The organism is Sphingobium rhizovicinum (assembly GCF_042647625.1).
In the GTDB taxonomy this organism is placed as follows: Bacteria; Pseudomonadota; Alphaproteobacteria; order Sphingomonadales; family Sphingomonadaceae; genus Sphingobium; species Sphingobium rhizovicinum.
Genome location: NZ_JBHRVU010000004.1, coordinates 847,272 through 862,080 on the forward strand (window position 1 = coordinate 847,272; position 14,809 = coordinate 862,080).

Below are 14,809 nucleotides of genomic sequence, written 5' to 3' on the forward strand. Positions count from 1 at the left end.
CCTTCCCCTGCTGTGATGCGACTGCGAACCGCATTTCCGTGGGAGCGCCTAAACGCAAGATGAAGGAATAGCGTTAACGCCGTGCTGGCAGATGGAGCGTGCCAGAGGATGGGTGAACCGTGTTTCCCATTTATGTCATTTTTTCAACGTGATGCGCCCGGCACCCATTTGACGTCACCTGCGCCATTGTCATTCACCCGGCGTGCCAGCACGAACAACAGGTCGGACAGGCGATTGAGATAGGCGAGCGCGTGCGGATTAAGCGCCACGTCGGCTGCGGCGGCCGTGGCGCTGCGTTCGGCGCGGCGGGTGATGGCGCGGGCCAGATGGACGGCGGCGGCGGCAGGCGATCCGCCGGGCAGGATGAAGCTGTCCAGCGGGGCGAGGTCGGCGTTCATCAGGTCGATCTCGCCCTCCAGCCGCTCCACCTGTTTGGCGACGATGCGCAGCGCCCATGGTTCGTCTGCACCGTCGGGGATCGGCGTGGCAAGATCGGCGCCCAGATCGAACAGGTCATTCTGGATGGTGGTGAGCCAGCGCGTTTCGGGCCGTGCGCCCATGGCGATGATGGCCAGACCGATCGCGCTGTTCGCTTCGTCCACATCGCCCACCGCCTGCATGCGCGGTGCGTGTTTGGACAGGCGCGATCCGTCGACCAATCCGGTCGTGCCCGCGTCGCCGGTGCGGGTGTAGATTTTGTTCAGCTTGACCATAAGGACGGATTCCTGCGTTCAGCCGTGCCCCTTGGCCATCAGCAATATGGCGACGATGATGATCGCGCCGGCCTGAAACAGGATGCGGTTCATCATCATCCTGTTCTGCTTGAGGCGCGCGGGGCTGGGGCCGCTGCCTTCGGGCGCGTTCAGATCCTCCTTGGTCGTCTGGAGGAAGGCGATGATGCCCCGGATCAGCGCCACTAGTGTGGCGATCATGGCAAGGATCAGCAGGATGACGAGGAAGCTTGTCATGGGCCGATGCTAGGCGCTTGCGAGAGCGATGCCAATGGGAAAGCGCCCAGCGCGCAGATCGGCCGCCAGCAAGGCCGGGTCCATGCCCTGCGCGCGCAGATCGGCCAGGGCGATCGACCCGTCCCGCTTGGCGAGGCGTTTGCCGACCGGCCCGACCAGCAGCGGATGATGGACATAGGCGGGCAGGGGAAGGTTGAGCAGCGCCTGCAACAGCCGGTGAATGTCGGTGGCGCCGCGCAGGTCGTCGCCGCGCAGCACATGGGTCACGCCCATGGAAGCATCGTCCAGCGTGCAGGACAGATGATAGCTGGCCGGCGCATCCTTGCGCGCCAGCACGACATCGCCGTGGAGAACGGGATGGGCGACGACCTGCGTTCGCACATCCCGAACGGGAAAGGGCAGGGCGCTCCAGTGCAGCGGCCCCGCCTGCGCCGCCGCCTTGCCCATGTCGATCCGCCAGGCATGCGCCGCTCCGGCCGCGATTCGCTTCGCGCTTTCCGCCGGGGCCAATGTGCGGCAAGTGCCGGGATAGACCGGCCCTTCGGGACCATGGGGCGCGGTCAGGCTCGCCTGAATATCGGCGCGGGTGCAGAAACAGGGATAGAGCAGGCCTTGCCCCCGCAACCGATCGAGCGCGACGTCATAGCTGGCCAGACGCTGCGACTGGAAGACGATCTCACCATCCCATTCTATTCCCAGCCAGCGCAGATCCTCGACAATCCCGGCCACATGTTCGGGCCGGCTGCGCGTGCCATCTATATCCTCGATTCGCAGCCGGAACGCGCCGCCGGCGGCGCGGGCCATGTCCATCGCCAGCAACGCCGACCAGCCATGGCCAACATGCAGCCTGCCGGTGGGGCTGGGGGCAAAACGTGTCACCATATGCTGTGGTGCGGCAGACTGAATCATACAGGCTCTTGACGGATGATATTCGTTAATGCTGTCATGCGGATGTCACGTTGCTGGTGGATCAGCAGCGTCGACCAGGGGGAAGAAGGTTTTTATGTACCATCCCGACCTCATACGACACCCGGAAAATTGTCCGGCGCTGGTGTTGAACGCCGACTATACGCCGCTGAGCTATTATCCCTTGAGCCTCTGGCCCTGGCAAACCGCCATCAAGGCGGTATTTTTGGATCGGGTGGACATCGTCTCCAGCTATGAACGGCATGTGCACAGCCCCAGTCTGGAGATGAAAATCCCCTCGGTGATTGCGCTGAAACAATATGTGAAGCCATCCGAACATCCCGCCTTCACGCGTTTCAACCTGTTCCTGCGCGACAAGTTCGCCTGCCAATATTGTGGTTCGCCCCACGACCTGACGTTCGATCATGTCGTGCCGCGCCGTGCGGGCGGACGGACGACCTGGGAAAATGTCGCGACCGCCTGTTCGCCGTGCAATCTGCGCAAGGGCGGGCGGACGCCGCGCGAAGCAGGCATGCAGCTCTATGTTCAGCCGATCCGGCCAACGAGCTGGCAATTGCAGGAACATGGCCGCGCCTTCCCGCCGGGCTATCTGCACGAAAGCTGGCACGACTGGCTTTATTGGGATGTCGAGCTGCTGGCGTGAGGCGCCTCCTTGCGCTTCTGTTGCTGCTGGCGCCCGCTGGCGCATGGGGGCAGGAGGATCATAGCGGCCTGACCCGCGCCAAATATGTGCGCAACTGCCTGATGTGCCATAATCGCGCTGCGCCCGAAGGCGTGTCGCCCGCCATTTTGACGGGCCTGTATCCCGAACGCGGCCTGACGCCGGCGCTGGCCATGCCGGGTGTCAGCTGCTGGCGGCGCTGCACCACCTGCTTCCCGCCTGATCGCAAACCGGCGAAATAGGGCCAGCCGACCGGCAGCCGGTTCCTGGCCAGCGTGGACAGGTTATGATCGCGGGATCGACGATAAAGCGACAAAAGAATCGCAAAATGCGTGCGAATTTGTCGCTTTATGTCGCTTTTGACTGGCCGGAGCGAAGCCGTTTTGCAACAGGTCTGATTGCCGACAATGGAAGGAGCCGATCGCAGGATAGGGAAAATCCGTCCTGTAGGACAGACTAACAGGCTCCCGCGCAGCCATTGTCGGGCAGAGATAATGGGTGAACTTGTCCACGCGGCCCAAGGTGGGGCTTAGCCGACCGGCAGCCAGTCCAGATCCATATCTTTGTGCCGGTTGGTGTAATGGCCGATCTCTTCCAGGCGCGCCATTTCCAGCAGCGTGATGCGCCCGTTGGAACGGCTGATCAGCCCTTCCTGCTCCATCTGCCGGATCATGCGGTTCACATGAACGGATGTCAGGCCGATGGAATCGCCGATTTCCTCCTGCGTCAGTTTCAAGTCGAAACTGTCGGTTATGCTGTCGTCGGTGACGCGCAGCCGGTCGAACATGTCGAGCAGGAAAGAGGCGACCCGCGCCTTGGCAGAGGTGCGGCCCAGCGCGGCGAGCCGATCGGTCATCGACACGCGTTCTGCATTGGACAGTAGGAACAGCAAGGCGGCGACGCGCGGATATTCATCCAGCAGCCGACGCAGCGCATGTTTGTCGAACGGACAGATGATCGCATCCGACAGGGCGACCAGCGATTCCGGCGCCTTGCTGTAGATGGTGCTGGCCGATCCGATGAAGTCGCCGGGAAAGTAGACGCGCAATATCTGACGACTGCCATCGGGCAGGATGACAAAACTCATCACCCGGCCTTCGCGCAGCACGAACAATTCCATCACGGTCTCGTTGACGCGCTGGATCATGGCGCCGCGCTTCACCTTGCGGGGATTTTCCTCCAGTCGGGCCAGCGCTTCCTTTTCCGCTTCCGACAGCGGCACTTGCTTGGCCAGCCTTGCTGCGAAACAGCTTGTTGCCACCAAAAACACCTTTTTCCAAAATTGTCGTTACGATGGCAAAACGCCTGACCTGCCTTTTGGCTGCATTTTCAGAATCTGCACTAAACTCGATCAAGGGATGCCGTTGCTTTGCAAATATGTTGCATGGCGTGCGCCAGCTGCGGTTAACTATGCCAGATGGCCATCGAGCCGCCTTGCACGGCGCGCGGGAGGCGTTATGAACGCTGTCCAATGGACCGTATTCATATTCGCGGCGGTAAAGCCCTTTCCGGCCGCCTTCCCATCTCCGGCGCCAAGAACGCCGCCCTGACGCTGCTGCCCTGCGCGTTGCTGACTGACGAGCCGGTGACGCTGCGCAATCTGCCGCGTCTGGCGGACGTCGACAGCTTTGGCCATCTGCTGAACCAGTTGGGCGTGTCGACGATGATCGAAGGCGCGCGGCCGGAGGATTTTGGCCGCGTGATGACGATGCGCGCGGGCCGCGTCACCTCGACCGAGGCGCCCTATGACATTGTGCGCAAGATGCGCGCGTCCATCCTGGTGCTTGGCCCGTTGCTGGCGCGCGCGGGCGAGGCGCGGGTGTCGTTGCCTGGCGGCTGCGCGATCGGCAATCGCCCGATCGACCTGCACCTCAAGGCGCTGGAAGCCTTTGGCGCGGTGATCGAAATTACGGCGGGCTATGTCCGTGCGAGCGCGCCCGATGGCGGCTTGCCCGGCGGCACCTATACTTTCCCGGTTGTGTCGGTCGGCGCGACGGAAAATGGGCTGATGGCGGCTTCGCTGGCGAAGGGCGTGTGCGTACTGGAAAACGCCGCGCGTGAGCCCGAAATCGTGGATTTGTGCAATCTTCTCGTCGCCATGGGCGCGGAGATTGAAGGCATTGGCAGTTCACGTCTGGTGATCCATGGCAAGGATCGCCTGCACGGCGCAACCTATCGCGTGATGCCCGATCGGATCGAGGCGGGCAGCTATGCCTGCGCCGCCGCGATCACCGGCGGTTCGCTCGACCTGATCGGCGCCAATGCAGAGGATATGCGGGCGATCCTGTCCGCCCTGCGCGATGCGGGCGTTCAGGTGGATGAGCATAAGGACGGCATTCGTGTCGCTTCCGACGGCAAGCTGAAGCCGCTGACGCTGTCGACCGCGCCTTTCCCGGCCTTTCCGACCGACATGCAGGCGCAGTTCATGGCGATGCTGACGCTGGCCGAAGGCGCATCGGTGCTGACCGAGACGATTTTCGAAAACCGCTACATGCATGTGCCGGAACTGGCGCGTATGGGGGCGGATATTGCCGTCAACGGCCGCACGGCGATCGTGCGCGGCGTCAGCGGTCTTGTCGGCGCGCCGGTGATGGCGACGGACCTGCGCGCGTCGATGAGCCTGATCCTGGCCGGTCTTGCCGCGCAGGGCGAAACGCAGGTCAACCGCGTCTATCATCTCGACCGCGGCTATGAGCGGCTGGAGGAAAAGCTGTCCGCCGTGGGCGCCGATATTGAGCGGGTCAGCGATGGCTGAGGGGCGGGGGCTGGCCACGGATCGGGCGGCGCTGCTGGCGTTGTACGATCTTGATACTGGCGGCTTTCGCACGCTTGATGAAGTTACCGCCTTCGCGGCCCAATTGTGCGACGCGCCGATCGCGCTGGTCAGCATCGTGGAGGATGTGCGCCAGCGCTTTCTGGCGCGCACCGGGCTGGATGCGGAAGAAACGCCGCGCGACGTATCCTTCTGCGCTCTCGCCATGCTGGGCGAAGAGATTTTCATCGTGCCCGATGCGACGCGCGATCCCCGCTTCATCGACAATGCGCTGGTCACCGGAGCGCCGCATATCCGCTTCTACGCCGGCGCGCCGCTGACGGGCGCGGATGGCGAGCCGCTTGGCGCTCTGTGTGTCATCGATACGCAGGCCCGGGACGACCTCACGCCGTTGCAGCGGCAGGGGCTGACCCTGCTGGCGCGGCAAGTGATGATGGAACTGGAGGGGCGGCGGCGCGATCGCGACACGATCCTTCAGCAACGGCTGGACGCCGCCGCTGTCGCCGACAGCGATCGCATGTTCCGCACGCTGGCCGACACCATGCCGCAGATGGTCTGGTCGACGCTGCCGGACGGCTATCATGATTATTATAATGCGCGCTGGTATGAATATACCGGCGTTCCGGCCGGATCGACCGATGGCGAGGGGTGGAACGGGATGTTCCACCCTGATGATCAGGCGCGCGCCTGGGATAAATGGCGCCATAGCCTGAAGACCGGCGATCCTTATGAAATCGAATATCGGCTGCGGCATCATAGCGGCGACTATCGCTGGACGCTGGGTCGCGCGCTGCCGATCAAGGACGCCGCTGGCCATATCGTGCGCTGGATCGGCACCTGCACCGATATTCATGAGCAAAGGCTGATGATGGAAGAGCGCGAGATGATCGCGCATGAACTGTCACACCGGATCAAGAATATCTTTTCGGTCATCGCCGGATTGATCGGCCTGTCGGCTCGCCAGCATCCGGAGATTGGCGATGTGGCGGAAGATTTGCGCGATCGCATATTGGCGCTGGGTCGCGCCCATGATTTCGTTCGTCCGCACAGCGCCGAATCCGCGCCGCAGATCGGGCAGGGCGCCGGGCGACTGTGGGGCATACTCGACCAGATTTTCGCGCCCTATCGCAGCAGTAGGGGCAGCCGCATCCTGCTGTCGGGAGAAGATCCGCAGATCGACGATCGATCCGCAACGCCGCTGGCGTTGTTGTTCCACGAACTGGCGACCAACGCCGCCAAATATGGCGCGCTGTCCGTTGCGAACGGCTGCGTTCATCTGCATGTCACGGCAGAAGGATCGGATGTGCGCATCGACTGGCGGGAAGAGGGCGGACCTGCGGTTGCGCCCGCGGGGGTCGAAGGGTTCGGCAGCCGCTTGATGACGCTGAGCGTCGAACGGCAGCTGGGCGGGCGTATCGAGCGTTATTGGGAAGCGGGTGGGCTTCGCCTCAACCTCTGGATTCCATTGCGTTCCATGAGCCGGGCGGCGGAAAAGGCGTAAAGCCGGCAATTTCCGCAGCCAGCAGGTCGGGCTTTTCGGTGGCCGCCAGCTTGAGCGCAGCGGAAATGCTCTGCGCGCGAAACGGCTTGGTGATGACGCCCAGCGCGGCGACGGACGCGTCGCCGATCTGCGCCGGGTTGGCGGTGACATAAATGACGCGGATGCCGTGGCGGCTGGCCAGTTCCATGCCGATCTGCGGGCCGGTGGGGCCATCGCGCAGGTTGAGGTCGACAAGAGCGATGTCGCAATTGTCCGCCGATTCGAGCGCCGCGGCCCGATCCGCCGCGATCGCGCCCACCGTGAATCCGGCGTCCTCGACGATCTGCTCAATTTCCAGCGCGACGAAAATCTCGTCTTCGACGATCAGAACTTTCTTGCCCATGCCTTCAGCCTGCGGAACCTGGAGAAGGTAAATTCCTTTTGCGGCCTTGGGTTCCCGCATGTGCGAAAAAAATGACAGATAATGTCATCGTTCCCGTTTCAGGCCGGGACATTGGTCCATAAAATGTCGAACTGGGTTCCCCGCATCAGCAGCAGCGATGCGGGGTAGCCCGCATCGGCCGCTTTCTGCGCCGTCGCCATCGCGCTTTGGACGGCCTGATCCTGGGTGGGAAACGGACCATAATATTTATTGTCGAGATTGATCTTCCACACGCCTTCATGTTCCAGGACGATATAACGGGCGTGGGGTAATTTGGCGGACATGATTATAATACCTCGGTGTTATAATGGTGCCAGGCCATGATCGCGGCGGCGCCGCGATACGGGCGCCAGGCGTCGGCAACTGCGCGAGTCAGCTTTTCGCTTGGCCGTTCGGGCATGCCCAATATGCGGCCGATCTCGATCTGCACCGCCAGATCGCCCGCTGGCCAGATGTCGGGTCGCCCTTCAGCAAAGAGCAGATAGATTTCCGCCGACCAGCGGCCAATTCCCTTGATTTGCACCAGTTGCGCAATCGCCTCTTCATCATCGGCGGGCAGGGCGCGCAGGTCCAGCGCGCCCGACATCACCAGTTCGGCGAGGCTGCGGGCATAGCCCTGTTTCTGGCGGGACAGGCCGCAGGCGCGCAATGTGTCAAAATCGCGCGCCAGCAGCGCGGTTGGCGTGCAGCCTTCGCCAAGTTCCGCCTCCAGCTTGCTCCATACGGCTGCGGCTGCGGCAACGCTGACCTGTTGCCCCACGATGGTGCGCAGCAAGGTTTCATAACCGGGCGGGCGCACGCGGGGCGCGGGATAACCCACTCGCCCGATTGCCGCCGCGAAACCCGGCTCCAACGCGGCTATAGCGTCCAGGCCGGTCTGCAACTGCTCTGCTGTCGTCACCATCAGTCTGTCGGTCCGGTCCTTGATTTCCCGCCGCCTGTCCGTCACAGCGGCGGAGAAATTCGAGGGGACTGGATAGATGCCGAAACTGATTGTGGTCAACCGTGCGGGTGAGGAGCAGGCTGTCGATGGCGACAATGGCCTGTCGGTGATGGAAGTCATTCGCGACAACGGGTTTGACGAATTGCTGGCGCTGTGCGGCGGTTGCTGCTCCTGCGCGACCTGCCATATCTATGTCGATCCCGCCTTCGCCGACATTCTGCCCGTGATGAGCGAAGATGAAAATGATCTGCTCGACAGTTCCGACCATCGCAACGACAGCAGTCGTCTGTCCTGTCAGGTGGTGCTGAACGATGCGCTGGACGGCCTGCGTGTCACCATCGCGCCGGAAGACTGATCAGAACAGGCGCGCCGGTTATGGCTTTAGGCGCAGCGTGGCCGCGGGCGCGTCGCTGGTCAGCGGCGTGATCGTCCAGACGATTCGCTTGCCTTCGGGGATCGTGTCCGCCCCTTCTTCCTGATTCTGGCTAATGATCTCCGCGTCGGTGGTCAGGGTGAAGGTGCCGTCCAGCGCCTTCGCCGTGTCGTCCCCTGCGCCGCCCATGCCGCCTGGCCCCTGGCTCTTGTCGAAGCTGTTGGCGAAGCCGGGCGCCTTCACCCGGACCCGATCCACGCCGCGCATCTCCACTGCAACGAAAGGCAGCACGATCTGCGCGTCGATGTTGAAGGGAAAGAGGAAAGCGTGCGTTAGTGTGCCGTTGATCGCATAGTCGATCTCGAACTTGTGATTACCAAGATAACGGGCGGAACGGAATCCCTTCTCCTTCGACAGGGCGGTGGCAATCGCCTGCATCTGGGTTTCGTCGCTCTTGTCGGACGGATCGCTGAAATCCTCCTCCTGCGCTGCAATCTGCATCAGTGTCGGGCTATTTTCCGCTTCGCCGTCCTGCGCGTCCGCATCGCCATCATTCGCGCCGCCTGTCAGCGCATTCTTGCCCATGTCCGACGCCAGTATCTCGCCCTTGTAGGTGAAGGCGAAGCTGCGGTCGGCGCGAATGTCGAGGGTCGATTCAAATTGCCCCGGCGTCACCAGGCAGGCGGAGAGCGCCAGCAAGCCCGCCAGCGCCCCTAAAGTGCGATACAGGCGGTCCATGGCGTCTCTCCCCCCTTTTTGCGTCTGTCAGCCGACTGTGGCGGCGTAGAGCGCGATGGCTGCGGCGTTGGAGACGTTCAGGCTCTCCATGCGCGGGCTGATCGGCAACTTGGCGATAATGTCGCAATGGGCAATCGTATTGTGGCGCAGCCCTTCGCCTTCGGCGCCCAGCACCAGAGCCACGCGCGATTCGCCGATCGCTTCGCCCAATGTGGTGTCCGCGTCGCCGTCCAGCCCGATGCGCCAGTAGCCAGCCTCGGCAATTTCTTCCAACGCGCGCGCCAGATTGACCACGCGCACCCATGGCACGCTTTCCAGCGCGCCCGATGCCGCACGGGCCAGCACACCCGATTCGGGCGGCGCATGCCGATCCTGCGTCACGATGCACAGCGCGTCGAACGCCGCGGCCGAACGCAGAATTGCGCCCACATTATGCGGGTCCGTCACCTGATCCAGCACCAGGATCGGCCGCTTGTCATCCTGTCCTTGTTCCAGAATCTCGCCCAACCAGACATCGTCCAGCGGCTCGACCTCGGCGACGATGCCCTGATGCGGCGCGTCGGACGGCACCATGCGGCCCATGTCGGCGACATCGGAATAGACGATCGGCAGCACCGGCGGCAGGTCGAGCTGGCCCAGCGCTTCGCGCGTGCCCCAGATCTTGCGCACGATGCGGTCGGGATTGGCGAGCGCCGCGATGACGGCGTGACGCCCGTAGAAGCGCGGAAAGGCGCTCTTGGGCTTGGTGGAGCGATTGGGCTTTTTCATGATTTCGCTCTTTTCACATCAAGGCATTGACAGGCAAGTCTCCATTCGCCATTAGGCCGCCTCCAGCGCGGCGGGGAACACAAATTCCTCACCGGGTAGGGCACTGGACAGGTGGCCGAGTGGTTAAAGGCAGCAGACTGTAAATCTGCCCGGGTTTCCCGTACGCTGGTTCGAATCCAGCCCTGTCCACCACTGCATCAGGCCATGATGCAGGCGATCCCTTGGGATCGTGATGAAGGCCAGTGTGGACGCATAGCTCAGTTGGTAGAGCAGCTGACTCTTAATCAGCGGGTCCTAGGTTCGAGCCCTAGTGCGTCCACCATTTCTCCTAGTGCAATCAGTAGCTTACCCTCTTCTGGGATAATGTTATTTGCAGCCGCGATTACCGGGTGAGAGCCGTGCAAGAGTGCGCCGTGTGCTCAACCGCTCTCGCATGCGCTGATTCAGATCGCGCCGATGGGGGTATGTAGGGATCTTGCGAGCGTCGGCCCCGAATACCCAGCAAATTTATCAGCCCGCACAAATTGCCAAAAGTTTGTCGGCGACAAACATCCATCCGCCGAGGCAATCTCGTTGCTTTTCTGTTCTACGTCCGCAAGGGTGCCTTTCTACCCGATCGTGCCCAGTGACTGGAGAAGATGATGTTCCCAAAAAAGGTGCGCCCAAAAGCGCCCCCCATCAAAACGCAGGGCATCAAGACGAAGCTTACACCCATGATCGCCGCCAGCGTCCGCTGGTCGGGTCAAGGGCGCTGGATAGAACCCTTTGTCGGCTCGGGTGCTGTGGCTCTTAACCTCGCCCCGCAGAAAGCGCTGTTGGCCGACACCAACAAGCACATCATCAATTTCTACAAAGATGTCCAATCCGGGCAAATCACGGGCGCGGCCGCGCGACGGTTTTTGGAGATTGAAGGACAACACCTCTTGGAGACGGGCGAGAAACATTTCTACTTCATTCGCGACCGCTTCAACGATGAAGGTGCCCCCCTCGATTTTCTGTTCCTCAGCCGCTCCTGCTTCAACGGCGTTATGCGCTTCAATTCAAAGGGACGCTTCAACGTGCCCTTCTGCCGGAAGCCGAACCGCTTCCGGCAAGCGCTCGTCACGAAGATCGCCAATCAAATCGATTGGGCAGCAGAGGTTATGTCCGGGAAGGATTGGGAGTTTGCAGTCCAGCCGTGGCACGAGACCGTTGCATCAGCGCAAGCGAACGACATGATTTACTGCGATCCACCCTACGTTGGCCGTCACACGGACTACTATAACGGCTTCACCGACGAGGAAGCCGACCAGATGGCGCAAGCCTTGATAGGCAGCGAAGCGGGTTTTGCCGTCTCGATGTGGCTAGAGAACAAGTATCGTAGGAACGACTATCTCGACCGCTGGTTCGCGGAATACCCCATGGAAACCACGTCGCATTTCTACCATGTCGGGTCGAGCGAGGATCTACGCAACGAGATGATCGAGGCGTTGGTCGTTTCACCAAACGCCTTCGCCGATGATGCCCCAATAGCGGCAACGGCGGACTTGCCGCTATTTGCGTTAGCAGCAAACGGCTAGGAGCCGTAGGAGCGCCAATAGGCGAGGAAATCCTCTTCCGAGCCGAACACGGTGCCGCCCGCACGAAATTCATCAATCGTGCCCGTGATGCTGCCGATGTTCGCCGTGTTCCCACTGCCAGGGCTCTTGCTGGCGACCTTCCACTTTTCCTGCAAGAAATGCTCGACGTTATCGAACGGGATAGGAATATCCCGGATCGAGCCTACGTCAAACATGTGCTCAGCCTGAGCCTTTTTCTTGCCGACGCGGTCATAGGCAAACCCAATTACCCAATGCTCTGCGTAATCCGAAAACGGGAAAAGGATGTTCTTCTTTCCCGTCCCTCTGATGAAGCTGGTATAGCTGCCAAGTGTGAAACGAAATGTTCCATTGGCTTTGCGATACGTCGTTTTTACGTCAACCGCGATTTTCTGTTTGCAACCTTCTCCGGAGCCAAGAGTAAAATCAGGATAGTGGTTTTGTTTTTCCGCTTCAAAAACCTCGAGTCCGAGCTTCTCTGCCGCAGCATATACAGCCGGTCTGCTAACCAATTCGAAAATGGTGCTTAGCACTTTGGTGTCGGCACCAAGAGGATAGACGCACCCTGAGCGGTCAACGATGCCACAAACCTCGTAGCTGCTAGAGAGTTTCGCAAGCTCTGCTTCAAGAATCTCTTTAAACATAGTCGCCGACAGACCAAGCCGACTGGCCGGTGTCAAGAAGAACGAATGGATACAGCCGTCTTCGCGTGGGGTAGGGCGCCATGCGAAGCGCTTACCCGGCCATCGCAGGCGTGGGGCGATATGTCGCAGCGTGCTTGTTGCAGTGCAACGAAATACGAGCGCGGAGGTTGGTTGGACAAGTTCCGTTCATCCTTGTCAGGCTATTTCCCTCCCCGCATGATATTAGACCGTCGCGACCTCATGATCCGCACGCTGGGCGGTGCTTTTGCGCTTGGCGTTTCCCCTCGCGCGCTGGCGCAGAGCGATGTGCAGCGTGTCGACGCCCTGATCGCGAAGATGACGATCGAGGAAAAGGCGGGGCAGATGACCTGCCTGGCGGATAGTTTCAGGCCTTTCAATCCGCCCAACCCGCAGGTCGGCATTCAGGATGAAAAGCGCCTGTCCGACGAAGTGCGAAGGGGGCGGGTCGGTTGCCTGTTCAACGGCATCGGCGTTGCTGGCGCGCGCCGTGCGCAGGATATTGCGGTCAAGGATAGCCGGCTTGGCATTCCGTTGTTGTTCGCTGGTGATGTAATCCATGGCCTCAAGACCATATTCCCGGTGCCGCTGGGCGAATCCTCCTGCTTCGATCCGTCCATGGTCGAGCGTACCGCGCGCGCCATGGCGATCGAGGCGACGGCGGCCGGCCTGCACCTGACCTTTGCGCCCATGGTCGACGTCGCCCGCGATCAGCGCTGGGGCCGGGTGGTCGAGGGGGCGGGGGAAGATGTTACCCTGACCGGCCTGTTGTCGGCCGCCCGCATTCGCGGCTTTCAGGGGCGGGATTTGCGTCGCGACGACAGCTTGCTGGCTTGTCCGAAGCATTTCGCTGCCTATGGGGCCGTCGCCGCCGGTCTGGAATATGGCAATGTCGACATTAGCGAGGAGACGCTGCGCGAAACGCATCTGCCCCCGTTTGGCAAGGCGTTTGCGGCCGGCGCTTTGACCACCATGGCGGCGTTCAATGAGATTAACGGCGTCCCCGCCACGGCGGACGGCGAATTGCTCACCGACATATTGCGCGGCGAGATGCGGTTCCGTGGTTTCGTCTTTTCCGATTATACCGCCGACGAGGAACTGGTCGCCCACGGCTTTGCCGAGGATGATCGCGATGCCGCCCGCCTTGCCGTGCTGGCGGGGGTCGACATGTCGATGCAAAGCGGCCTTTATATCCGATACCTGCCAGACCTGGTGAAAAGCGGCGCGGTGCCCATGGGCACGATCGACGTTGCCGTGCGCCGCATTCTCTATGTGAAATCGGCGATCGGCCTGTTCGACAATCCCTATCGGTCTCTGAATGAGGAAGCGGAAAAGACCCGCATCTATACATCGTCCCATCGCGCCCTGGCGCGGGAGTCGGCGGCGCGATCGGTCGTGCTGCTCAAGAATGACGGCGTGCTGCCGATCGATCCGGCGAAGGGTCAGCGCATTGCCCTGATCGGGCCGTTCGCGGAAGATCGCGCCAATATCTATGGTCCCTGGGCTTTTTATGGCGACCCCGACAAGGGCGTCGATATTGCCGCCGGTTTGCGCGCGGCACTGCCTGACCCATCAAAGCTGAGCGTGACGCGCGGCAGCGACATCAGCGGCGCCATCGATGGCGGCATCGCCGCCGCAGTCGATGCGGCGAAGGCGGCCGATTTTGTCCTGCTTGCGATCGGCGAATCGCAGGCCATGTCGGGAGAGGCGCAGTCGCGCACCATGATCGAAATTCCGGCCGCGCAGCAGGCGCTGGCCGATGCGGTGGTCGCTACGGGCAAGCCGGTCGCAGTGCTGCTGCGTCATGGCCGCGCGCTGGCTTTGCATGATGGCGTCGCCAACGCCAATGCCATCCTGGCCACCTGGTTTTTGGGGAGCGAGGCGGGGAACGCCATCGCCGACATCATATTGGGGAAGGTCGATCCATCGGCGAAATTGCCCGTCAGCTTCCCATGGGAAAGTGGGCAGGAGCCCTTCTATTATGATCGCAAGTCGACCGGCCGCCCGGTCGTGGACAATGGCAGCAGCGAATATAAGGCGCGATACGCCACCACCGACAACAGCGCCCGTTTTCCCTTTGGCCATGGCCTCAGTTACACCGAATTTGCCATCGACCAGTTGAAGCTGTCCGACGCGGCGCTGCGGTGGGATGCGGCGATCGAGGTGACGGCGCGCATCACCAACAAGGGCCAGCGCAAGGGCAGCGAAGTTGTCCAGCTCTATACGCGCGATCGCGTGGCCAGCCGGACCCGACCGATCCGCGAATTGAAACGCATGGAGCGCATCACCTTGTCACCGGGCGAGAGCAGGACTGTGCGCTTCTCATTGTCCCGCACCGACCTGGAGTTTGTGGGCGCGCGCAATCAGCGCGTCGCGGAACCGGGCGTCTTTGATTTGTGGATTGGTCAGTCCAGCGTGGGCGGCCTCCATGCGCAATTCACTCTCTATGCCGAAGTAAAGGCGTAGAGAGGACTGCTTCATTGTAGCGGAATGTTGC

Annotated in this window: 17 protein-coding genes and 2 tRNA genes; 9 read left to right on the plus strand and 10 right to left on the minus strand. The window is 61.7% G+C overall.

Annotated features, from left to right (window positions below):
• Positions 1-143 precede the first annotated feature (143 nt).
• Genes ACFOKF_RS05500 through gluQRS form a run of 3 tightly spaced genes read right to left on the minus strand, consistent with a single transcriptional unit; the run spans position 144 to position 1,877 of the window.
• Positions 144-713, minus strand: a complete 570-nt coding sequence (locus tag ACFOKF_RS05500; RefSeq protein ID WP_380793830.1) for a cob(I)yrinic acid a,c-diamide adenosyltransferase — start codon at positions 711-713, stop codon at positions 144-146.
• 18 nt (positions 714-731) lie between these two features.
• Positions 732-968 carry a twin transmembrane helix small protein gene (locus ACFOKF_RS05505; RefSeq protein WP_380793832.1) on the minus strand — a complete coding sequence of 79 codons (237 nt, stop codon included), beginning with the start codon at positions 966-968 and terminating at the stop codon, positions 732-734.
• Positions 969-977: 9 nt separating this feature from the next.
• Entirely contained in the window at positions 978-1,877 is a 900-nt protein-coding gene (gene gluQRS / locus ACFOKF_RS05510) for a tRNA glutamyl-Q(34) synthetase GluQRS (protein WP_380793833.1), read from the minus strand.
• A 94-nt stretch (positions 1,878-1,971) separates the two neighbouring features.
• Here gluQRS and ACFOKF_RS05515 point away from each other — a divergent pair, with 94 nt between their 5' ends.
• Positions 1,972-2,538 (plus strand): HNH endonuclease, encoded by a 567-nt coding sequence (locus ACFOKF_RS05515; protein WP_298394957.1) that lies wholly within the window; start codon positions 1,972-1,974, stop codon positions 2,536-2,538.
• Positions 2,535-2,798, plus strand: coding sequence for a hypothetical protein (locus ACFOKF_RS05520; RefSeq protein ID WP_380793835.1), 264 nt, complete (start codon positions 2,535-2,537; stop codon positions 2,796-2,798). The genes ACFOKF_RS05515 and ACFOKF_RS05520 overlap by 4 nt, the downstream gene beginning before the upstream one ends.
• A gap of 287 nt (positions 2,799-3,085) precedes the next feature.
• On the opposite strand, the gene ACFOKF_RS05525 is transcribed toward ACFOKF_RS05520, so the two are convergent.
• Entirely contained in the window at positions 3,086-3,820 is a 735-nt protein-coding gene (locus tag ACFOKF_RS05525) for a Crp/Fnr family transcriptional regulator (RefSeq protein ID WP_380793837.1), read from the minus strand.
• Positions 3,821-4,027: 207 nt separating this feature from the next.
• On the opposite strand from ACFOKF_RS05525, the gene murA reads away from it, so the two are divergent.
• The gene (murA, locus tag ACFOKF_RS05530; RefSeq protein WP_380793839.1) at positions 4,028-5,311 is read left to right on the plus strand and encodes a UDP-N-acetylglucosamine 1-carboxyvinyltransferase; all 1,284 of its coding nucleotides are present in this window, start codon (positions 4,028-4,030) and stop codon (positions 5,309-5,311) included.
• Positions 5,304-6,830 carry a PAS domain-containing protein gene (locus tag ACFOKF_RS05535; protein ID WP_380793841.1) on the plus strand — a complete coding sequence of 509 codons (1,527 nt, stop codon included), beginning with the start codon at positions 5,304-5,306 and terminating at the stop codon, positions 6,828-6,830. Before murA ends, ACFOKF_RS05535 begins: the two co-directional genes overlap by 8 nt.
• Here ACFOKF_RS05535 and ACFOKF_RS05540 read toward each other — a convergent pair.
• The 3 genes from ACFOKF_RS05540 to ACFOKF_RS05550 all read right to left on the minus strand — a co-directional run bounded on the left by ACFOKF_RS05540 (position 6,778) and on the right by ACFOKF_RS05550 (position 8,155).
• A complete protein-coding gene (locus ACFOKF_RS05540; protein ID WP_380793843.1) occupies positions 6,778-7,212 on the minus strand; it encodes a response regulator in 435 nt (144 codons plus the stop codon). The genes ACFOKF_RS05535 and ACFOKF_RS05540 overlap by 53 nt on opposite strands.
• A 98-nt stretch (positions 7,213-7,310) precedes the next feature.
• Positions 7,311-7,535, minus strand: coding sequence for a DUF2188 domain-containing protein (locus tag ACFOKF_RS05545; protein WP_380793845.1), 225 nt, complete (start codon positions 7,533-7,535; stop codon positions 7,311-7,313).
• Between the two features lie 2 nt (positions 7,536-7,537).
• Positions 7,538-8,155 (minus strand): DNA-3-methyladenine glycosylase family protein, encoded by a 618-nt coding sequence (locus tag ACFOKF_RS05550; protein WP_380793847.1) that lies wholly within the window; start codon positions 8,153-8,155, stop codon positions 7,538-7,540.
• Positions 8,156-8,231: 76 nt separating this feature from the next.
• Between ACFOKF_RS05550 and ACFOKF_RS05555 the strand changes: the two genes are divergently transcribed.
• Entirely contained in the window at positions 8,232-8,549 is a 318-nt protein-coding gene (locus ACFOKF_RS05555; RefSeq protein ID WP_380793849.1) for a ferredoxin, read from the plus strand.
• 18 nt (positions 8,550-8,567) lie between these two features.
• Here ACFOKF_RS05555 and ACFOKF_RS05560 read toward each other — a convergent pair whose 3' ends face one another.
• Positions 8,568-9,305, minus strand: coding sequence for a hypothetical protein (locus ACFOKF_RS05560; RefSeq protein WP_380793851.1), 738 nt, complete (start codon positions 9,303-9,305; stop codon positions 8,568-8,570).
• Between the two features lie 27 nt (positions 9,306-9,332).
• A complete protein-coding gene (gene rlmB / locus ACFOKF_RS05565; RefSeq protein WP_380793853.1) occupies positions 9,333-10,073 on the minus strand; it encodes a 23S rRNA (guanosine(2251)-2'-O)-methyltransferase RlmB in 741 nt (246 codons plus the stop codon).
• Positions 10,074-10,178: 105 nt separating this feature from the next.
• Here rlmB and ACFOKF_RS05570 point away from each other — a divergent pair.
• The 3 genes from ACFOKF_RS05570 (at position 10,179) to ACFOKF_RS05580 (ending at position 11,632) form a co-directional block, all read left to right on the plus strand.
• Positions 10,179-10,265, plus strand: a tRNA-Tyr gene (locus ACFOKF_RS05570).
• 54 nt (positions 10,266-10,319) lie between these two features.
• Positions 10,320-10,395: transfer RNA gene (locus tag ACFOKF_RS05575), tRNA-Lys, on the plus strand.
• A gap of 316 nt (positions 10,396-10,711) precedes the next feature.
• Positions 10,712-11,632 carry a DNA adenine methylase gene (locus ACFOKF_RS05580; RefSeq protein WP_380793855.1) on the plus strand — a complete coding sequence of 307 codons (921 nt, stop codon included), beginning with the start codon at positions 10,712-10,714 and terminating at the stop codon, positions 11,630-11,632.
• Here the strand turns inward: ACFOKF_RS05580 and ACFOKF_RS05585 are convergent.
• Complete coding sequence (locus tag ACFOKF_RS05585) at positions 11,629-12,294, minus strand: type II restriction endonuclease (protein WP_380793857.1); 666 nt, start codon at positions 12,292-12,294, stop codon at positions 11,629-11,631. The genes ACFOKF_RS05580 and ACFOKF_RS05585 overlap by 4 nt on opposite strands.
• Positions 12,295-12,510: 216 nt before the next feature.
• On the opposite strand from ACFOKF_RS05585, the gene ACFOKF_RS05590 reads away from it, so the two are divergent.
• Positions 12,511-14,778 carry a glycoside hydrolase family 3 N-terminal domain-containing protein gene (locus ACFOKF_RS05590; protein ID WP_380793859.1) on the plus strand — a complete coding sequence of 756 codons (2,268 nt, stop codon included), beginning with the start codon at positions 12,511-12,513 and terminating at the stop codon, positions 14,776-14,778.
• The last annotated feature ends 31 nt before the right edge of the window (positions 14,779-14,809 follow it).